This is a genomic window from Pseudoalteromonas sp. R3, assembly GCF_004014715.1.
GTDB lineage: Bacteria > Pseudomonadota > Gammaproteobacteria > Enterobacterales > Alteromonadaceae > Pseudoalteromonas.
The window spans coordinates 3,932,352-3,950,756 of the sequence record NZ_CP034835.1; the positions used below are offsets into that span (position 1 = coordinate 3,932,352).

An 18,405-nucleotide genomic window follows, 5' to 3' on the forward strand; every position below is an offset into this window, starting at 1 on the left:
TAACAATAATATCAGGGTGCAAATGATAATGACCAAAAACCCCCTCTTCTTTTTTTACAGGTATGTGATCGGTAATTTTAAAGTTGAATTATCACAACATACTTTTCTTGTATGTATATAGCTAGAGTCTATCCTAGCGTAACCATCGTGGCTAAGATTAAGCACAACCCTATCTGCTGAGTTATCTGCGAGTTCACAAAAAGAACGAGCGCGTCTTGCAACTCTGAAGCCACTCCAAACTTCGGAAGAGTTTATATTTTCAATGGTGACAGTATTATGTTTTGAAGTTCCCCTTTCAGCTTCTCGCTCCTTTGAAACTCCATACATAGAAGTGCCAGAGTTAACAAAAACTCTCTTTCCCATAGAAGAAAGCTCAAAACTCAAGGAGTCTGCATGTGCATGACCAGGCTGATATGATGGTCCTATCTCTGCATGATTAATAATAACTTTATAAGTTGAACCATTTATTACCGAAAAGCCAGATTCATTATGCAGTGTGTATGCATCAGGCTTTGTCCTTTCGACTGGTATTTGCAATTGCTTGGCATACTCAAACAACTTTGCCGGGCTCGGGGCGATTCCGATGGCGGCATCGTTAAAAAAGGATATTTCATTATCTTGATGTAACATACTTTCAAGCCAACAGAGCCCCTTCTTTGCAATGCTTTTCCAACTCTCCACTCTATCGAGAAGTTGTTCATGCTTAGAAGTAAGCGCTAACTCTATCAACTCCAAAACATCCCACAGCATAACGCTATGGTACATGGGACTGAGTTCGTAATGCGCACCATCTTTCAAAAACTGCTCATTAAACTCAGCATCCAATATCTCTAAGCCTCGTTGCAAATAGCTTGTGCCCAAAGGGCCGAAATAAACTCCAGAAAAAGTGAGAGCTTTACCATTAGCGAATAAATGATTAGCTAATATATGATACTCACATTGCTGCATTAATGCTTCTGACTGTTGACGCAAACTGGCTAAAAACCGGCTATCTCTATACTTGAACTTTGATGCCCACTTTATGAAATTAACGATTCTCAATGAAAGAGTATAAGGCTCCCAGCCATTTCCTGTACAGGCAGGGTTTTCATTGATCCACCGATTAACGAGGGACGTGTGGAAATCAACTCTATCATATGCATCCGAAGAACTGAGGTCGTCAAAGTAATGCAAATTATAAAGCCAAAGCTTTTCTAGTTTTGTATCATTCCAAATTGCTTTGTCCTTAATATTAGCTTTTTTATTAAGGAATGTGGCTTCATTACAGCTGGTTATTAACTGTTCTTTATAACAAACGCCGTCCCACTCAAAATCACCAACCTGATTAAAATCAGATTGCGCTTCCGATGATTCTAAAGTTAACACGGACGGCTTCACAAAACGGTAGTAAAGGCGATAATATACTTGTTTGGCGGTGAGGTATCTCACCGTCCAAAATAATCTAGAAAGCTTAGTCAACATGCTAATCTTGATTCCTCAATTGCTCAGCGATATCAATTGATACCTTAGCAACCTCAAAAATCTCTTGGCTAGAAATAGGCATTTCATGACCTTGCTCGATGGCGTCTAAGAACAATCTAGAACATTCATCTTGACCTTTATCTTGTTTCCACAAATTCATTTTATTAAAACCGGACCAGCCAAAGCCTTTTAATTTAATGAAGTTGTCAAGTTGAAGAACTTTCCCATCTACGAAAGCCTCGATCCTTTCTTTAGGAAAACTATTAGAGCCATTTGCATAGTAATGAATTGTACCTAGAGAACCATCTTTAAAACCTAAGATAATAGCAGCCTTATCCTCTACGATACTCCCATCACATTGCTCACCGACTCTTCTGGCTTGAACAGAGACGATTTCGGATCCAGCTAAAAACCTCATTAAGTCAATATAATGGCATGCCTCGCCGATAATTCTCCCACCACCCTTTTCAATATCATGAACCCAGTGCTCTGCGGGGATATCACCAGCATTCATGGTCATAATAAAGGTCTTTGGCTTATTTACAGAAGAAATCAAAGACTTCATTTTTTGAACATGTGGTGAAAAACGACGATTAAAGCCAACCATCAGAGCTGATGCAGAACCTTCATACGCACTTTTTACGTTATCAAGCTCTTCGTATGTCAAGGCTAGCGGCTTTTCTACAAAAACATGCTTACCAGCTTCTAAGGCTTTGCACACAAAGTGAGCATGGGAATTATGTTGAGTTACAACAGCCAGAGTGTTGATTTCATTATTCGTAAACAAAGAGTCGGTGTCGCTAATTGCATTCTCGAAGCCCAACTTTTTGCCGTAGATCGAACTATTCACTCCTCCTGAAGTAGATAACGAGTGTAATCTACAACCGGCTTTTTTAAATGAAGGTATTAAAGTCCTAGACGCATAATTACCTGCACCAATAAAGCCAACCGAAGGTTGGTTTGCAGAAACAGGTCTCGCTACTTCTTCTGCTAAACGTAGGGTATTAGTATGGCGCTTATCGACTTCAGATTGGTAATTCAGTATCAATCCTAAAACTGATTTATCGACTGTAAGCAGTTCATATGCATCTTGAGCGTTTTCAAACTCAAATACTTTTGTAATGAGTTCATCGATAACGAGTTTACCACTCGACATCATATCGAGTACTGCTTCAAAGTTTCGCTGCTGAGTCCAGCGAACAAAACCTAAAGGATAGTCATTTCCTTTGTCTTCATATTCTTCATCATATCTACCCGGACCATAAGAACAGGAAACTTGAAAGCTAATTTCCTTTTCATAAAAGTCAGAACGATTTAGCTCTAAACCGACAACACCAACTAGAACAACTCGCCCTCTTTTACGGCACATTCTGGCGGCTTGAGTTACTGGATCATTTGATTTAGTGGATGCAGTGATAACTACACCATCTACTCCATTACCACGACTAAACGCCATACCTGCAGCAACAGGGTCCTGCCCCTTTCCTGGATTGCAAATTTCAGCTCCATACTGCTTAGCCAGTGCTAATTTGGCATCGTCGAAGTCAATTGCCAGAACCCTACATCCTTGCGCTATCAGCAACTGTACGGTCATCAGGCCAATCAGACCAACACCTGTTACAACGATAGCCTCTCCTAAAGTCGGTTGAATTAGACGAATACCTTGTAAACCAATGCTACCAACAACCGTAAAACTTGCCTCATAATCCGAGACATTATCAGGTATCTTTGCACATAGGTTTTTAGGCACTCTTACAACATCTGCATGAGGACCATTCGACACAACTCGATCGCCTACTTTAAACTGCTCAGCACCTTTTCCTACGTTGGCAACGACCCCGACGTTGCTATAACCAAGAGGCAAAGGTTGGCCTAACTTTGTTTTAACAGCATCATATGTTGTCATTAATCCATCAGTCTTGACTTTATCAAGCACCATTTTTACTTTTTCGGGTTGCTGTCTGGCTTTATCTAAGTAGCTGGCTTTACCAAACTCTACCAGCATTCTTTCTGTTCCAGCAGAAATTAAACTTGCCGAGGTGTTAACAATCAAATGCCCTGATTTTGATTGAGGTACAGGTGCTTCGATGATAGAAGTTCCGCCTTTTTCTAAGTCTTGGAGTACTTGTAACACAGTAAATCCTCAATTTGTCCTAATTATAAAATTCATTAATGTCTAGCTTGGTCGGTGTTGGACAATCTATAAATTGTCTAAACCACATTTCCATCGTCAACAAAGCATATATTGAATAAGCATAATCACCTCTACCTTCAGCATCTGCTTTTATAATCTTCTGGACCTCGCTATAATCGAATACCCCTCTTTTACTAACTGATTCTTCAGACAATAAATGATCAATGAGAGGTTTAAGTGGGCCATGCAACCAACTTCTTAATGGTGCTCCAAAACCAGTTTTACTTCGATAAATGACAGATTTGGGTAACCATTTTTCTGCTACTTTTTTCAAAATCCATTTTCCTTCTTTTCCTTTGAGCTTTTGATTGGTTGGTATCTGTGAAGCTACTTTTGCTAACTCCAGTGAAACTAATGGAACTCTAACTTCCACACCGTTTGCCATACTCATTTTATCGGTGTAATTAAAGTTATGATCAACTAAGAAAAACTCTCTTTCAAGGTCAAGTACTTTCTCAACGTTATTAGAGCTTGCAGAATTAGCCAGCTTAGAATTTAACGTGTCGTATCCAGAAAATGCTATCTTGCCTCTCAATTCCTCTTTGAACAATTTCAGTGAGTCCTCTTTAGACATCCAAGAAAATAACGAAATGAGGGCATCATCACCTTTTTGATTCAAAGCATTTGACAGTTTATGAAATCGTCTTCCAAGGGTAGAGTTTGTTTTAAATAGTCTCGAACTATAGCCGATTAAGCTTTTTAAGAACTGCGGCACCTTTTCTGCCTTATCTATCAGCTGAGCGGCAAGGTGCCTTCTATAACCTGTGAAAAAATCATCTCCACCGGCTCCTGAAAGCAGCACCTTAATACCTTTACTGTTAGCTAACTGGCATATTTTGAACGCGTTAATGATAGCAGGATCTGCTTGTGGTTCATCAAGGTAATAAATACAGGACGGTAGATCAGAAACATCAGTTGAAGACGCTGAAACCAAGTTTAAATCTAAACCCAGCTCCTCAGCTACTCTCTTTGCATAGGGCAAGTCGTCTGTAAAACCATCTTTATCATCTGACGTAATATCGATTGAAAAAACTTCTTTAAAGTCTTTATTCTCAGATTTAGCAATCGCACAAACTAAAGAAGAATCTAAGCCACCAGATAAGAAAGCACCTACTTCAACATCAGAAACCAATTGACTTTTGATTGTATTTACAAGAGCGGTATCAAGAGCTTTTTCCGCTCCGGCCTCATCCAAAGAAGCAGAATAAGATGGAATTGAATAGTATTTTTCAACATTAACTATGCTCCCACCGTTAAATACGATATAGCTTCCAATAGGTACTTTCTTTATAGCACTAAGAATCGTTGCTTCACCAGGTGACCACAGGAATTGAAGGTGTGAAGCTGCAGAATCAAGATCTATTTCCCTTGATACGCTTTGGTCTTGCAAGATAGCTTTGATCTCGCTAGAAAAAATTACGCCGCTATCACTTAAGGAGTAGTAAAGTGGTTTTATTCCAAAATGGTCTCTAGCAACAACAAGGTCACCTGTAATTTGGTTATATATCGCTAAAGAAAATATTCCATCAAGCAATGAAAAGGTATCGAAACCATGATGGGTCCACAACGCCAAAATAACTTCACCATCGCCCTCAGACTTGAAGTTATACCCCTTTGCTAGCATTGATTTACGAAGTTCTTTGTAGTTGTATATTTCCCCATTGAAAACGAGAATAAGATTACCACAATCAGAGTATATAGGCTGAGAGCTAGCTTCTGACAAATCAATGATCGACAGGCGTACATGCCCTAAAGCTGTATTTTTGTTTTGAAAAACACCATTTCCATCTGGACCCCTATGAGAAATCGCATCATTCATTTTGGTGATAAGGGAAAGGTCATTACTACCTTGAATTCCATTAATTCCACACAACTTAAACCACCTTTTTTCAATTCAGTTTTTTGATAATTCGTTCGACTTTGACGTCCCAATAATCGACATTCAAAGCCTCAAAATATGGACGGCATTTAGAATCTGTTCTGCTTGAACAAAGCTCATTTAATAAATTAAAGAGTTCACTTGAGATGCCATATTCGATAGCATAAACAGGGCCTTTTCCTTTGAAAGCATCAAACGTCGAGATACCCTTGTTCGTTATAAATGGCGTACCAGTAAAAGCACAATCAAACCATTTATTCGGTTCAGCTTTTCTGTTAACCTCAATAGAAGGGTCGTAAAAACACAAAACGACATCACTAATAAAGTAATAAGATAAGGCCTGAACATTTGATAGCTGTCCTAGATATTCAACAATTTCAAGAGAGATCAACTCAGATATCGCCTCACACTCACTTGGACCGGCTACTATAACCTTGAACTTGGCTGGGTCAAGTAACTTAACTGTCTCTAAAATCGTATCCGCACCGCGAGTATTTACAAGCCAGCCATTAACGTAGATCACAAACTTATCATTACGGTGATGGGTAACACTTAAAGACTTCGCTTCATCAAAAAATGCTTTAGTTGGAGTGTTCTCAATCACACAAACATTGTCTAGCTTGGTGAAATCTCGACTTTGTCCAGGAACGAAATGCTTAACAGACTTCTTTGCAACTGCCATTTCAATCTTTTTTACTAACATAGTTAGCAATCCAAAATTATAGGTCAGATGATAAGCGTCCCTATCTAGGTAAACATACCTGACTTTTTTGCCAATTAAATTAGCAAAGAATGCTGGTAAGGCACAATCTAACCTTGAGCAAAAATAAACCTTATCAAAGTCTTTATTATTACAGAATAGGAAAGTTAACTTAATTATCCAAAGCATGTAGCCAAATATCAAACCTATCTTAGACTCTGGTTTATAAGTAAAAAAACTATTTTTTTCTTTTCCTACTTCACCACGATTCCATGTTATTTCACTTACATCCCCAAGCGAGTCAAGAATACTGTTTAACTTCGCTAAATATGGATAAACATTTAAGTCGCCACCTATGGCAACAATACAATATTTATTGTTTTGCTTCATAAGCACCTCGTACATTTGATTGCAGAACCTTATAAAATGTGAAAAGACTAGCTAAAGATCCACAAGCGAAGCTTAAAAAACTTGCAAAAGCAGCTCCACTTAAACCGTACAGAGGAATAAATAACCAGTTACATACAAAGTTTATGACTAATACTAAAATTGAAATTTTGACATTTATGCCGGCTTTCCCCATTGCATTAAAAAAATTTCCCAGAGGAGTACGTACTAGGAATGTGAATAAGATTGCCAGTGAGAACCAAATAGAAGCCCAAAAGTATTCAAAGATACTCACATCGAAGCTAAATAAAAACAAATATTTAATCACAAAGGGGAGTAGCAATGCAATTATTAAAGCAATAGGGATAAAGATAAGCAGGTAATTTTTGTAATACTTTTTAATTTCATTAGATTTTTGTGATATACCGACTAAAAATTTAAAATCCGAGCCAAGATAAGTACTTGGTACGAATAGTAAAACCGTTGGTACCAAGCTAATGAAACGATAATAGCCAGCACTTTCACTTCCCATAAAATAATCCACAGCGATAGTGTCAATATGGAATATGGCTAAAGAAGCAAAAACGCCTACCGTGATTGATACAGAATACTTCAGGTTTTCTTTACTAGGTAATGTAAAGCCCCTTAAGCTTTTTTTTAAGTAGATATCCTTGTATCTAGAAATCAAAAATATAGAAAATAGAAAAGCAGAAGCCAAATAACCTTCAAAAGCTTCAAACCCCAGAAGAACTAGTACGATTGTAATGACTATCAAAAAAGTAGCTTGAATAGACATTAGCCTGCCATACATCTTGTTTAAATTGCAGACTCTGAAAAATGATATTAATAAAGAATTTGCTACACTGAAGAAGCAAAAAGCGTATACTTGAAAAAATTCAATCTCTCCAATCCAATCAGAAGCAAGTTCCTTAACAATATTTGTAATAATGAACGCTAGAAAAATAACAAAGAGAGTTAGTAAAATATATCCGTTAAGCAACACGACCTTTTTGCTATTTGAAAAACACTTTCTACTACCAAAGTAACAAAAGGTTTCTACTGCAGAAATAGACAACAAGGGTATAAATACCGCTGTCAATGCTAACTGGACACTTAACACGCCAAATTCAGAGCCTGTTAATAATTTAGCTAGGGTGATAGTCAAAAGTAAAGTGGCTATCTTGTGGTATATTGAGCCAGCAAAAAAACTAGCCCCACCTCTTTTTAAGAATCCAGAAATTTGTAACTTAACGTCCATTTTTATAGTGCTCTTCCGCTATAAATTGAAGTTCCTGCCTATCTTGTTCAGTTATTTGTTTATTAGAAAAGATGCCACTAAAACCTTTTGGTGCAGGCACCAGAACGCCTTTTTCTTCGCATTTATCTATATACTCAGCCACGGTACACATAAACCGCGCGGGATTGCCACATACGACAGCGTTCGCAGCAACGTCTTTGGTTACAACGCTGCCAGCACCAACAATTACATTGTCACCAATAGTCACTCCTGGCATCACTGTCGCATTTGCGCCTAAGAATACGTTGTCACCTATCGTTGTTTTTCCAACTCTGTATTTTCCTGAGTGAAAGTAGGTACTAGCGTCATGAGACAAAATTATAGAACCTGGTGCAGATACAAAATTATCTCCTATTTCTACTAGGTTAGGAGTTAGAGTATCTACAAGAGTATTATGAAACTTGACATTACCTATTTTGTATAAAGGCGCTGGTCTTGGAAACAATCTTCGAAAAACCTTTCTCATAAAAGCAACCATATCACCCCCTAATTCGAACATTATTAAAGAAATATATAATGACAGCAACAAACATAAATGCTGAAAAGGCACCTAAAAACTCAGCGTTTACAATAGTCATAGACAAAAAGTTGGTAGTTAGTAGAAACAGAGCAATATCTGTAGTTTTAGTGAGCCTATGTCCAAAACAAGTAACTTTGTAAATCAAGAAGCCATGTATAATGGCGAAAACAAACACACCCACAAAGCCAAAATTAAGGTACGATTCTATCACAACCCCAGTCGTCAGTGAGGAATTCCCCTCTTTACTACCTAACTTATAAGACCCAGGAGCAACAATGTTTGCAAGCATAGGTCCACCACCTAAAGGTTTGCCAGGCCAAATTACTCGGGGAACAAAAGATACAAAACCTGCCACATATGTCCGCCCTAGGGCAAACTCATAACGATCACTATTATCCAACACAAACGCTAATAACTCTGCATGACCGAAACTTGCTTGCAATTCTTTTGTCACAACCTCCCCTAGTTCGATTTCTTCAGCAATTGCGCTTTTACTTAATACCGCATCATCTTGCTTAATTATATCGCGAACTTTAGCGAGCGAGGAAGCAAACCCGAATATTAAAATAAGGGCCAATAGACTTTTCCCTAAAGATCTATAGTTAATTTTAGTTTTAGAGATAAAATATATGTTATGAGCACATACGGCAACATAAATAAAGCTTGAGCTCTAGAGCCAAGCAACAAAGATATGATGAAGACAAGACTGAAGGTAATTATTAATAACAGCAGGCTGTTCTTTTTATTTTGCCTAACAAATTCACATACCAAAAGAACACTGAGAGGCAAAGAAAATACCAGCATCTTAATAAAGTAACCATAACCAGAAAGCAGGTTAATCCTGTTATACATAAAGTAAGCAAACTGATTGACGTATTGCGCCACTACACCGAACATCACAAAGGAGCCAACAGCTATGAAGACAATGCAAACCACTTTAACTAATTTGGTATTATCATTGCTAACAAGTGAAGCGGACGAAAGAACACTATAGTCCAATCCTGATTTACCCAAGATAAAAACGGTAATGGTACATATTATTAAATATAAGAATGCAGAACCAACAGAAAGAAACATCGAATAACTATCAGTATTTGAAACCAAATAAGATGGAAACCGGCTTATTCCATAGAGTTCCTGCAACATAGGCATTACAAAAAAGATAAAACTATGAAACAGTATAAAAAGACCAATCGGTGTTAATATTTTCTGTGCAAAGTTTTCACCTTTAATGAAAAAAATAAAAGCTAGTGCAATAATCAGACATAGCAAACAGAATAGAACTAACATTTATTTGCCTACATATAGATTTCGCCACTTAGAAGCTTGACTTTTCCAAGTGTACATTTTCGATATTACATTCCTATTTTGGTCTAAATCACACTCTTGTCGCCCCTCAAGAAAGAGAGTCAAGCTTTCTGATATGTGGGAAATGCTCTGAATTGAAGAGAATTGCAAACCAAAACTTTTTAAACACTCATATGGCAGCCAGCTTCCTGTTATAATGTAATTTTTAGCATAAAAGGACTCAAGCATAGCGGCAGACAGTTGGTCATGCTTCTGCAGTTGTATAAGAACATCTGTTTTAATTCTTAAAGCAGCAATTTCATCAATAGACATCCGTTCTGTGATAATATCAAAAGTAACACCAGCTTGCTGAAAAGCAGTATATACTTCGTCAATATAAGCTTGGCTTTGAACACCGTATGTCATAGGTATAATAAAATCAAAGCTAGCTTTTTCTTGTTCTGACAATTTAGAAAGCTGCTTAGCTATGCTCACATGCTGCTGGTTAGCTGAACCATTCGTACCAACAACACAAACAAACTTACCTTCCTTAGATACTTTAGTATTTAATCCATCATTTTCATCAATGGCGTCAAGAATCACTAAACCAAAACTAATAACTTCTATGTCAACCCCAAGGGCTTCAATTTCATTCTTAAGTTGAGGATTTGTCACGTTAGCTGCGGCTAACGAACCTAACCACTTGGCTCTTTCTACCTTCTGGTGCGGGCTTAACAAATTAAAATCCCCTCCCCAAACTGTAGCGACTCTTTTTAACCGCTTAAAAGACACTAGCTTATCGAGTAAAACCATATATTTTGAGACATAGTGGAAAGCTAAAACATCCCCTTCTTTTAAAGAAAAGATGATTCTAATTAACAACCTAAACCAAGAAAGTAAGTATCTAATCTTTGATGTATCACCAAGCTTTCTGATGCAATATAAATCACAATTTAGACCTTCTCTCTTTAAATTAAGGTGCAACTCTTTTACCAGGGTGTGTTCAAAATCACATATTAATAGAATATTTTTTTTGCGGTCCATTATAAATTCAAGCCCTGGAAATTATAATCACCCGATAAACTTTTAACTGTTTTTATATACTCTGGCCACTCCCCTATATCTTTCCATGAGCTTTCACTGATGGGGAAAACACCAACCTTCGCCCCCATATTGTTAACATCATTTATAACATCAGTAATATGGGTGAATTTATTTACCTCAATACTATCAATAAAACTTGGCTCTAAAACATATACACCAGTATTTATTTGAAAGTTTAGTTCAGGTTTTTCGTTCATTGATTGCAGCACACCACCAACACCAGTTGTAAGTGTCCCGTAAGAGATCTTATGACTTTTAATAGAGGAAACGATTGTTACGTTGTTATTATTGTTTTTGTGATAATCATATACTTCACTAAAATCTTGATCTATCAAAATATCACAGTTTGTAACTATAAATGTTTCTTTTATATGGCTTTGCAAAAAGGCAAGCGCTCCCCCCGTACCTAATGGCTTAGGCTCAGAAATGAAGGTTACACTTACATTCTCAAAAGTTTTAGATTTACTTAAAAAGTACTCAATTAACTCTTTTTTGTAGTTAACTGTGATGTAAAACTTAGTACATCCCTGAGCAATGAAACGCTCTGCAATTTCCTCAATAATAGTTTTTTCGCCAATTGGAGTTAAGGGCTTTGGGAAAACATTTGATATGGGTTTTAATCGAGTCCCTTTTCCTCCTGCCATAATTACTACTGGCAAATTTATTTTATTTTTATAGGTAACATTACTCTCAAAAAGTTCTTTCCACTCTAAGATATTGGTGATCGAGTTAAGCTCACTAATTACAGGCATGAACTCTAACCTAAACTTAAACATAGTCTGCTTGATTATATCCTGGCTATCACCTTCCTTTGATACAACCTTATCGCTTATCTCAACATTGTTAATAGCTTCACTTAGTGACACACCATTCAAGATTCCTCTTTGAATATCACCAATCGAAATTAAATTTACGTACTTGCCGTCAGAGTCAACAACTATTAGCAACTTACAATTAGAAGCGTCCATTTTTTTTAGCGCATCAAGCAAACTTTTGTCATTTTGAATGCTAAACCTGGTAATTTTATTTTCAAGCATAAGGCCAAGTTAATCCTGTATAGAAATAGCAAAGTTCAACACTTCTTCATCAATAGGTAATGAGAAAACTAAGTGTTCGTAAGAAAACTTCATAGGCCTATTATAGCTATCTTTGGATTCCAACGATTGCAAAACTGTTAAATTTAACACATCAGCCCCAACCTATAGGTTTTCAATATTTTTTCAAAATTTTCCATGCCAAAGTTTGGAAATGCAAACTGGGCTATTTGTTTACCTTCATCTACTTCTTTACTTACATAGTGAATTGTATGACCTAGTAGACTGATATCTTGTGAAACCAGAAACTCTTTGTTAAACAGCCCTTTGAACGCAGGTAAAAGTGAGTGATGCGTATTAATAAACCTTACACTTTGTGTTAGAAAACTTTCTGGCAATATAAATTTGAAACCAGCGAGAAAAACATAATCAGGCTTATCAACATCAATCTGCTTTTGTAATGCATCTAAAGCGGAAGCCTTACTTCCCGATTTGTAAGTTTTAATACTTTTTGGTGCATTGCTTGCTTTAAAATAGCTTAATAACTTGTTTTCGCTCTCAGCGAGCAAACAAGTTATTTCACAGTTTTTCAACACATTAGCATTGATAGCTTTTATTATAGCAATAGCGTCGCCTCCGCCATCCCCACAAAGCAGCATTAGCTTCAGTTTTTTTGTCATATTAAGCTCTATATTGCAGAAACATTTTCTTAGGAATACTTCCTTTGTTATTAGCTAAGAAACTATTAACTAAGGAGTTGTATCGTTCATTATTATAAACAGCCCCTGATATAAAAAATGGCTTTACATCCATACAGAACTTTTTCTTGAACCTTAATAATGAATCGTCACTTTGCCCTGTTGTCCCCCCGCCCAAATAGAGTTGTTTATATTTTTCATTAGAGTAATACTCTATTGCTTTATCAAAAAGAAGTGGATTACCATTAAGCGAATAATATTCTGTTTTGGTGGCCCCTAGGTGGTAATAAACATTCCCCTCTTCAGATCTCAACATAAGCAACATATTGACAATAACGTTTTCATTTTTAGCAATGAAAACATCGGCAGAATTACTATTGGCTAGAGCCTCGAAATAAGAAAATGGAAACATATAAAATTCATCTGCCATATTCTTATTCATAGTTTCTAAATAAAGTTTATAAAAGTCTTCAACACACTCTCGAAGGGGTAAAATAAACGTTTCTAAGTTATTCTTTTCTGCCTTTTTGATATTTCGCAGTAAGCTTTTGGCATATTGTGCTCTATGTCCTTCAGGGCAAATTAATGGAACACTTACCGTATCTCGGTCATGTATCCACATATCCATATGACTTTCAAACATCTGGTTTACTGTAAGGGGGTTATGCCTAAAAAATTCAGCAACGATGTTTTCTCTTTTACAGAAGTCTTTATAACGTATCCAAGCCTCACTAAGGAGGTTACTATCTGTTATATTAGTTTCTAACCCAGTATAGCCATACACTGACTCTAGATCATATATAGTCTCACCATCAAGAGTGCCTATTTTTCTTTTTAAAGACACATTCTTGAAATAATGACTTTTGTCGTTATATTCATATTCAAACAACTCAGCGTCCTTACAACGGGCTAACTCAGCTTGAAGGTATTCCTTAGTGCTATAGATCGTCATAAATACACCTGTCTAATCAGCTATATAAGAGCTAGGAAGGTTTATTAAGCGTGATGAAATGAATTCCGAATTGGACAAAGAACCTTTTAACGCTTTCTCGAACATAGGCAATCTATCCATTAGCTGCCAAACAGGCCTAGTCATTACTCCTAAAGAATTAGTTGTCTCTAGGAATTCATTTCGCTGCTGTTCATCTACACATATAATAGAATTAAGCCAGTAGTTTGAACGAGCATAATCTGGCTCTAATACGAATTTAACCTCACTATTATCAAAGAAAGAGGCATATTGCTCTGCCAAAGCTCGTTTAGATTTTAGATACTGCTCTAAAACCTCCATTTGAGCACACCCTAATGCGGCATTAATATTTGGCATTCGATAGTTAAAACCAGGCTCATCATGGAAAAACTCATATTTATGCGGAACTTTTGCGGTTGTTGTTACATGCTTGGTATGATTGCCAGATTCCTCGCTTCCACAAAGTACCATGCCACCACCACCTGTAGTGATGATTTTATTGCCATTAAAGCTAACGGCCCCATAGTCGCCCAAAGTACCTGTATGCCTACCCTTATAAAAAGAGCCTAAGCTTTCAGCCGCATCTTCTATGAGCGCTAGATTCCATTTAGAGCAAATTGAGACTAGTTCATCTAATTCAACTGGGTGACCAAAGGTGTGCATGGGAATAACAGCTTTAATACGCTGCCCTGTATGCTTATGATAACACTCGTTTTCTGTTAGCGTCGCATTTTCATCAAGATAAGACTCTAATGCTTTTGGGCATAAGCCTAAGCTTTTAAGAGAAACATCTACAAAAATCGGTTCAGCTCCCATATGATAAAGAGCATTGCATGTAGCAACAAACGTCAGCGCCTGCGTTATCACGAGGTCACCACGTTCAACGCCTGCCATGTAAAGTGCAGTGTGCAAGGCAGCAGTACCATTGACTGTTGCTACCGCCTTGGGTGTTCCAGTAAAAGCTTCCATTTTAAGCTCAAACTCATTAACAAACTTACCAACACTGGAGACAAACGTACTTTCGATCGTTTCTATTACATACGGTTTTTCATTGCCAGCAAAGGTTGGGGCATGTAATGGAATAAAATCTTGAGTTTTGTATTGATCACGAACAAACTCAACCAGTAACTGTGCATTCATTCTGATTTCCCACTACATTTTACTATCAAGGTACTTGCCTGTCTCTTTGTGGCCAAAGTCAGGGATCATGGCAAAGAACAGCTCTACAATTTGCTCTTTACTCCAAGCCTGATCAGCTTTCATTTTCGCAACTTGTGTTTCAAAAAGGCTTAATAGCTCTTGATCATAATCAGGCTCATTTTTAATGATGCCCAGACTATCAAAACGAGTCATATTTAGCTCTTCTTTATCAGTAAAAAACTCTTCAAAATCTTTTTCACCCGTCGTATCACTTTTAGTGAATAGACATGGCCACTTACCTTTTGCAGGTAGCGTTTTAGCAAGCTCTCTTGCTTCTTCCTCACTTTCGCACAAGTGTGCTTCATACCCTCTTTGCTCTAGGTACTTAACAGCAATATCTGCAAAAGTAATAAGGTGTAACGATTCACTTAATTTTGGAAAGAAAATATCGCGATTATCGCCAAAAATACACGACATCAAGCATAATTCACCCGACTCCTGCGGTATGACAAAGTACCTTTTGATATCGCTAGGTGCAACAATCGGCTGCTGCTTCTCGATGCGCTGGTTAAAGCCATGCAAAAGAGAACCATCAGAAAACGCCACATTTGCAAACCGGGCAGTAGAAATATCAATTTCTTTGCTTCGGCGCATAAGGAACATCTCCATAATACGCTTTGACGCTCCCATCATATTGACAGGATTAGCGGCTTTGTCTGTCGAGACACAGAAATACTTTTTAACTCCCGAATCAATTGATTGTTGGATTGTTTTATCCGTGTTAAATATATTAACGTCAATCATTCGCATGAGAGTAAACGGATCTTTTTCACTTCGTACATGCTTTAACGCAGACAAATTCAAGACAAAGTCATATTGTCCATCAGCTTTAATAAAAGCATCGTACTCGGTCGAGCCTATATCAAGCGCAAATGTTTGAAAATCGCCATTAATGTAGCCGAATGAACTACGGATATCGCGAACTAATTCAACCATGTTATTTTCGCTGATATCTACAACATGTAACTTAGCTGGATTACGCTTAAAGATCTCTTTTGTGACAGCCTGGCCAATGGAACCTGCTCCACCTAAGACCAAAAAACGGGATTCAGTTACAATGCGCTGTAACTCTGCTTCATATTTTGTAATATCTTGTTTAAAAAGCTCTTTTTCCCGGCCGATGAGAGATAAAATATTCTTCACTTACCAAATCCCTTTTGTATCAACTAAATATTTCGCTTTGAATTTTGAGGCTTTAAACTGACTGTGATCGACTAAAACTACATGAATGTCTGCATTTTCTTGCGCATTTTCCAGACTAGTTAGCTCGACTGTAGACGATATATTTTCTAGGCTAGATATGTTTGGCTCTACAGCCCAAACGCTACCAGCGTGCATATCAGATAATGCTTTGGTTATATTTAACGCAGGGCTTTCTCGCAGGTCATCTATGTCTGGCTTAAACGCAAGACCATAACAAGCAACAACGATATCTTGAACCGTTTTAGTCGGGTTATCTTGCAAAAAGTTGGCGATTTCAAGCTTAACTTTATCCACCACCCAGCTAGGTTTTCCATCATTGACTTGACGGGCAGTATGTATAATTTTTGCTTGTGTAGGTGTTTTACTAACAATAAACCATGGATCTACTGCTATACAATGGCCTCCAACACCAGGCCCTGGTTGTAAAATGTTAATACGTGGGTGACGGTTAGCCAGTGATATAAGCTCCCATACGTCGATATCAAGCTTATCGCAAATGATAGATAACTCATTAGCAAAAGCAATTTGCACATCACGACATGAGTTTTCAGTTAACTTTGCCATTTCTGCTGTACGAGCATTAGTGATCACACATTCGCCTTGTACAAATGTTTTGTAAAGCTCTACAGCTCGCGCAGAACATTTAGCGGTCATACCACCAATAACACGATCGTTCTCAACTAGCTCACGAACTACATGCCCAGGTAATACACGTTCAGGGCAATGCGCCACATTTACGTCAGCATTATCACCTGCGATTTGTGGGAAAGTTAAATCAGGGCGTACTGCTGCTAACCACTCAGCCATTTGCTCTGTAGCGCCCACAGGAGAGGTTGACTCAAGAATGACCAAGTCACCTTTTTTCAAAACAGGTGCAATAGCTTTACTTGCCGCCTCAATATAAGACAAATCAGGCTCAGGTATCTCTGAGTCATTATTTTTAAAGGGGGTAGGTACAGCTATTAAAAATGCATCCGCAGGCTCTGGAATAGTTGTTGCTTTTAAATACCCTTCTGTAACAGCTGCATGAACTATCATATCCAGCTCTGGTTCAACAATATGAATCTCACCGCGATTGATAGTATCAACAGCATGCTGATTTACATCAATTCCGATTACTTTTTTCTTACGTGATGCAAACATTGCTGCTGTTGGTAGGCCTATGTAACCGAGGCCAATTACTGAAATCGTTTCAAAAGACATGATAACCCTTTTTATAAATCCTTAAGCTGTAAGCAAAAATTAAATTCTTTAAATGTTCGTTATTTAGCTAAAATATCACAAATTCGTGAGCATGCATTACCATCACCATAAGGGTTATGCGCTCGGCTCATCTCCGCATAGCTACTTTCATTTGTAAGCAATTCAGTAAGAGATGAAGTAATTAAGTCTACATTTGTACCTACGAGCTTAACAGTTCCTGCTTCAACTGCCTCCGGTCGTTCAGTTGTATCACGCATAACTAAAACAGGCTTACCAAGGCTTGGCGCTTCTTCTTGTATACCACCTGAATCAGTTAGAATAATATGCGCACGATTCATTAAGTAAACAAATGGTAGGTATTGTTGAGGTTCAATTAAATGGACGTTGTCAACATCAGCTAGAATTCGATTAACTGGCTCTTGAACATTGGGATTTAAATGAACTGGATACAATATTTGTGTTTCTGGATGTTTTTTAGCTGTTTGTGCTAATGCTTCACAAATTCGTTCAAAGCCGCCACCAAAGCTTTCACGACGATGACCCGTTACTAGAATGAGTTTCTTTGAATCATCTAAAAACGGGAACTGTGCAGCAAGTGTCGAAGACAAACCGGTATCTATTTCTATTTGCGACTTAACCATTAATAGCGCATCAATCACGGTATTGCCTGTCACAAAAACGTTTTTCGCATCGTAGTTTTCAGCCAGTAGATTGTGTTTTGATGTTTCTGTTGGTGCAAAATGGAACTTTGTTAAAGCACCAGTTAACTTTCGATTAGCTTCTTCAGGCCAAGGAGAGTAGATATTACCTGTACGCAAACCTGCTTCAACATGGCCAACCGCAATTTGTTCATAGTAAGCTGCAAGGCTTGCAGCAAAAGTAGTGGCTGTGTCGCCATGCACCAACACCACATCAGGTTTGAATTCCTTTAAAACAGGTGTTAATTCTAACAAAATCCGACTTGTAACTTCAGGAAGAGTTTGACCCGCTTTCATCAAATTCAAATCGTAATCAGGCGTAATCTTAAAAAGCTCTAGTACTTGATCAAGCATTTCCCTGTGCTGAGCTGTTACACAAACTTTAGCCTCAAAACGCTCATCATTTGCAAGCGCATGTACGAGCGGTGCCATTTTGATTGCTTCTGGCCTTGTACCGAATACTGTAAGAACTTTCACAGGTGTTCCTTTATTTATATGTTATTTGCCTTGAAACGAGTTCAAGATGTTAATTAGTTTTTGTTTCACGACGTGAAGTCGCTGCTACCGAAG

At 37.7% G+C, this 18,405-nt stretch carries 16 protein-coding genes; all 16 read right to left on the reverse strand.

The features are described from left to right. Nucleotides 1-54 precede the first annotated feature (54 nt). The 16 genes from ELR70_RS22355 to wecB all read right to left on the reverse strand — a co-directional run bounded on the left by ELR70_RS22355 (nt 55) and on the right by wecB (nt 18,312). Nucleotides 55-1,461 (reverse strand): heparinase II/III family protein, encoded by a 1,407-nt coding sequence (locus ELR70_RS22355; protein WP_128064718.1) that lies wholly within the window; start codon nt 1,459-1,461, stop codon nt 55-57. Nucleotide 1,462: 1 nt separating this feature from the next. Further along, the gene (locus ELR70_RS22360; RefSeq protein WP_054014767.1) at nt 1,463-3,595 is read right to left on the reverse strand and encodes a bi-domain-containing oxidoreductase; all 2,133 of its coding nucleotides are present in this window, start codon (nt 3,593-3,595) and stop codon (nt 1,463-1,465) included. 19 nt (nt 3,596-3,614) lie between these two features. After that, a complete protein-coding gene (gene asnB / locus ELR70_RS22365) occupies nt 3,615-5,528 on the reverse strand; it encodes an asparagine synthase (glutamine-hydrolyzing) (RefSeq protein WP_160317360.1) in 1,914 nt (637 codons plus the stop codon). Between the two features lie 16 nt (nt 5,529-5,544). Further along, on the reverse strand, nt 5,545-6,624 hold the full coding sequence (locus ELR70_RS22370; protein WP_128064719.1) for a glycosyltransferase family 1 protein: 1,080 nt from the start codon (nt 6,622-6,624) through the stop codon (nt 5,545-5,547). Next, entirely contained in the window at nt 6,608-7,879 is a 1,272-nt protein-coding gene (locus tag ELR70_RS22375) for a polysaccharide biosynthesis C-terminal domain-containing protein (protein WP_054014770.1), read from the reverse strand. The genes ELR70_RS22370 and ELR70_RS22375 overlap by 17 nt, the downstream gene beginning before the upstream one ends. Continuing rightward, complete coding sequence (locus tag ELR70_RS22380) at nt 7,869-8,396, reverse strand: acyltransferase (RefSeq protein WP_054014771.1); 528 nt, start codon at nt 8,394-8,396, stop codon at nt 7,869-7,871. Before ELR70_RS22380 ends, ELR70_RS22375 begins: the two co-directional genes overlap by 11 nt. 1 nt (nt 8,397) lies before the next feature. Then, nucleotides 8,398-9,015 carry a hypothetical protein gene (locus tag ELR70_RS22385; RefSeq protein ID WP_128064720.1) on the reverse strand — a complete coding sequence of 206 codons (618 nt, stop codon included), beginning with the start codon at nt 9,013-9,015 and terminating at the stop codon, nt 8,398-8,400. Between the two features lie 11 nt (nt 9,016-9,026). Beyond that, nucleotides 9,027-9,728: a hypothetical protein gene (locus ELR70_RS22390; protein ID WP_128064721.1), complete on the reverse strand. Its 702-nt coding sequence runs from the start codon at nt 9,726-9,728 to the stop codon at nt 9,027-9,029. After that, nucleotides 9,729-10,769, reverse strand: coding sequence for a hypothetical protein (locus ELR70_RS22395; RefSeq protein WP_054014773.1), 1,041 nt, complete (start codon nt 10,767-10,769; stop codon nt 9,729-9,731). Continuing rightward, nucleotides 10,769-11,866: a sugar phosphate nucleotidyltransferase gene (locus ELR70_RS22400; RefSeq protein WP_054014774.1), complete on the reverse strand. Its 1,098-nt coding sequence runs from the start codon at nt 11,864-11,866 to the stop codon at nt 10,769-10,771. The genes ELR70_RS22395 and ELR70_RS22400 overlap by 1 nt, the downstream gene beginning before the upstream one ends. A gap of 143 nt (nt 11,867-12,009) precedes the next feature. Continuing rightward, nucleotides 12,010-12,543, reverse strand: a complete 534-nt coding sequence (locus ELR70_RS22405) for a formyltransferase family protein (RefSeq protein WP_128064722.1) — start codon at nt 12,541-12,543, stop codon at nt 12,010-12,012. A gap of 1 nt (nt 12,544) precedes the next feature. After that, entirely contained in the window at nt 12,545-13,513 is a 969-nt protein-coding gene (locus ELR70_RS22410) for a hypothetical protein (protein WP_054014776.1), read from the reverse strand. Between the two features lie 12 nt (nt 13,514-13,525). Then, a complete protein-coding gene (locus tag ELR70_RS22415; RefSeq protein WP_054014777.1) occupies nt 13,526-14,671 on the reverse strand; it encodes a LegC family aminotransferase in 1,146 nt (381 codons plus the stop codon). Between the two features lie 12 nt (nt 14,672-14,683). After that, nucleotides 14,684-15,874, reverse strand: a complete 1,191-nt coding sequence (locus ELR70_RS22420; RefSeq protein ID WP_054014778.1) for a UDP-N-acetylglucosamine 4,6-dehydratase — start codon at nt 15,872-15,874, stop codon at nt 14,684-14,686. Then, on the reverse strand, nt 15,875-17,137 hold the full coding sequence (wecC, locus tag ELR70_RS22425; protein WP_054014779.1) for a UDP-N-acetyl-D-mannosamine dehydrogenase: 1,263 nt from the start codon (nt 17,135-17,137) through the stop codon (nt 15,875-15,877). A 59-nt stretch (nt 17,138-17,196) separates the two neighbouring features. Beyond that, a complete protein-coding gene (gene wecB, locus ELR70_RS22430) occupies nt 17,197-18,312 on the reverse strand; it encodes a UDP-N-acetylglucosamine 2-epimerase (non-hydrolyzing) (protein WP_054014780.1) in 1,116 nt (371 codons plus the stop codon). Between the last annotated feature and the right edge of the window lie 93 nt (nt 18,313-18,405).

Coding starts and splice junctions, on each gene's coding strand:
- ELR70_RS22395 (WP_054014773.1), bottom strand. CDS start 10,769: ATGGACCGCAAAAAAAATATTCTATTAATATGTGATTTTGAACACACC.
- ELR70_RS22405 (WP_128064722.1), bottom strand. CDS start 12,543: ATGACAAAAAAACTGAAGCTAATGCTGCTTTGTGGGGATGGCGGAGGC.
- wecC (WP_054014779.1), bottom strand. CDS start 17,137: ATGTCTTTTGAAACGATTTCAGTAATTGGCCTCGGTTACATAGGCCTA.
- ELR70_RS22390 (WP_128064721.1), bottom strand. CDS start 9,728: ATGTTAGTTCTATTCTGTTTGCTATGTCTGATTATTGCACTAGCTTTT.
- ELR70_RS22375 (WP_054014770.1), bottom strand. CDS start 7,879: ATGGACGTTAAGTTACAAATTTCTGGATTCTTAAAAAGAGGTGGGGCT.
- ELR70_RS22410 (WP_054014776.1), bottom strand. CDS start 13,513: ATGACGATCTATAGCACTAAGGAATACCTTCAAGCTGAGTTAGCCCGT.
- ELR70_RS22380 (WP_054014771.1), bottom strand. CDS start 8,396: ATGGTTGCTTTTATGAGAAAGGTTTTTCGAAGATTGTTTCCAAGACCA.
- ELR70_RS22370 (WP_128064719.1), bottom strand. CDS start 6,624: ATGAAGCAAAACAATAAATATTGTATTGTTGCCATAGGTGGCGACTTA.
- ELR70_RS22400 (WP_054014774.1), bottom strand. CDS start 11,866: ATGCTTGAAAATAAAATTACCAGGTTTAGCATTCAAAATGACAAAAGT.
- ELR70_RS22415 (WP_054014777.1), bottom strand. CDS start 14,671: ATGAATGCACAGTTACTGGTTGAGTTTGTTCGTGATCAATACAAAACT.
- ELR70_RS22355 (WP_128064718.1), bottom strand. CDS start 1,461: ATGTTGACTAAGCTTTCTAGATTATTTTGGACGGTGAGATACCTCACC.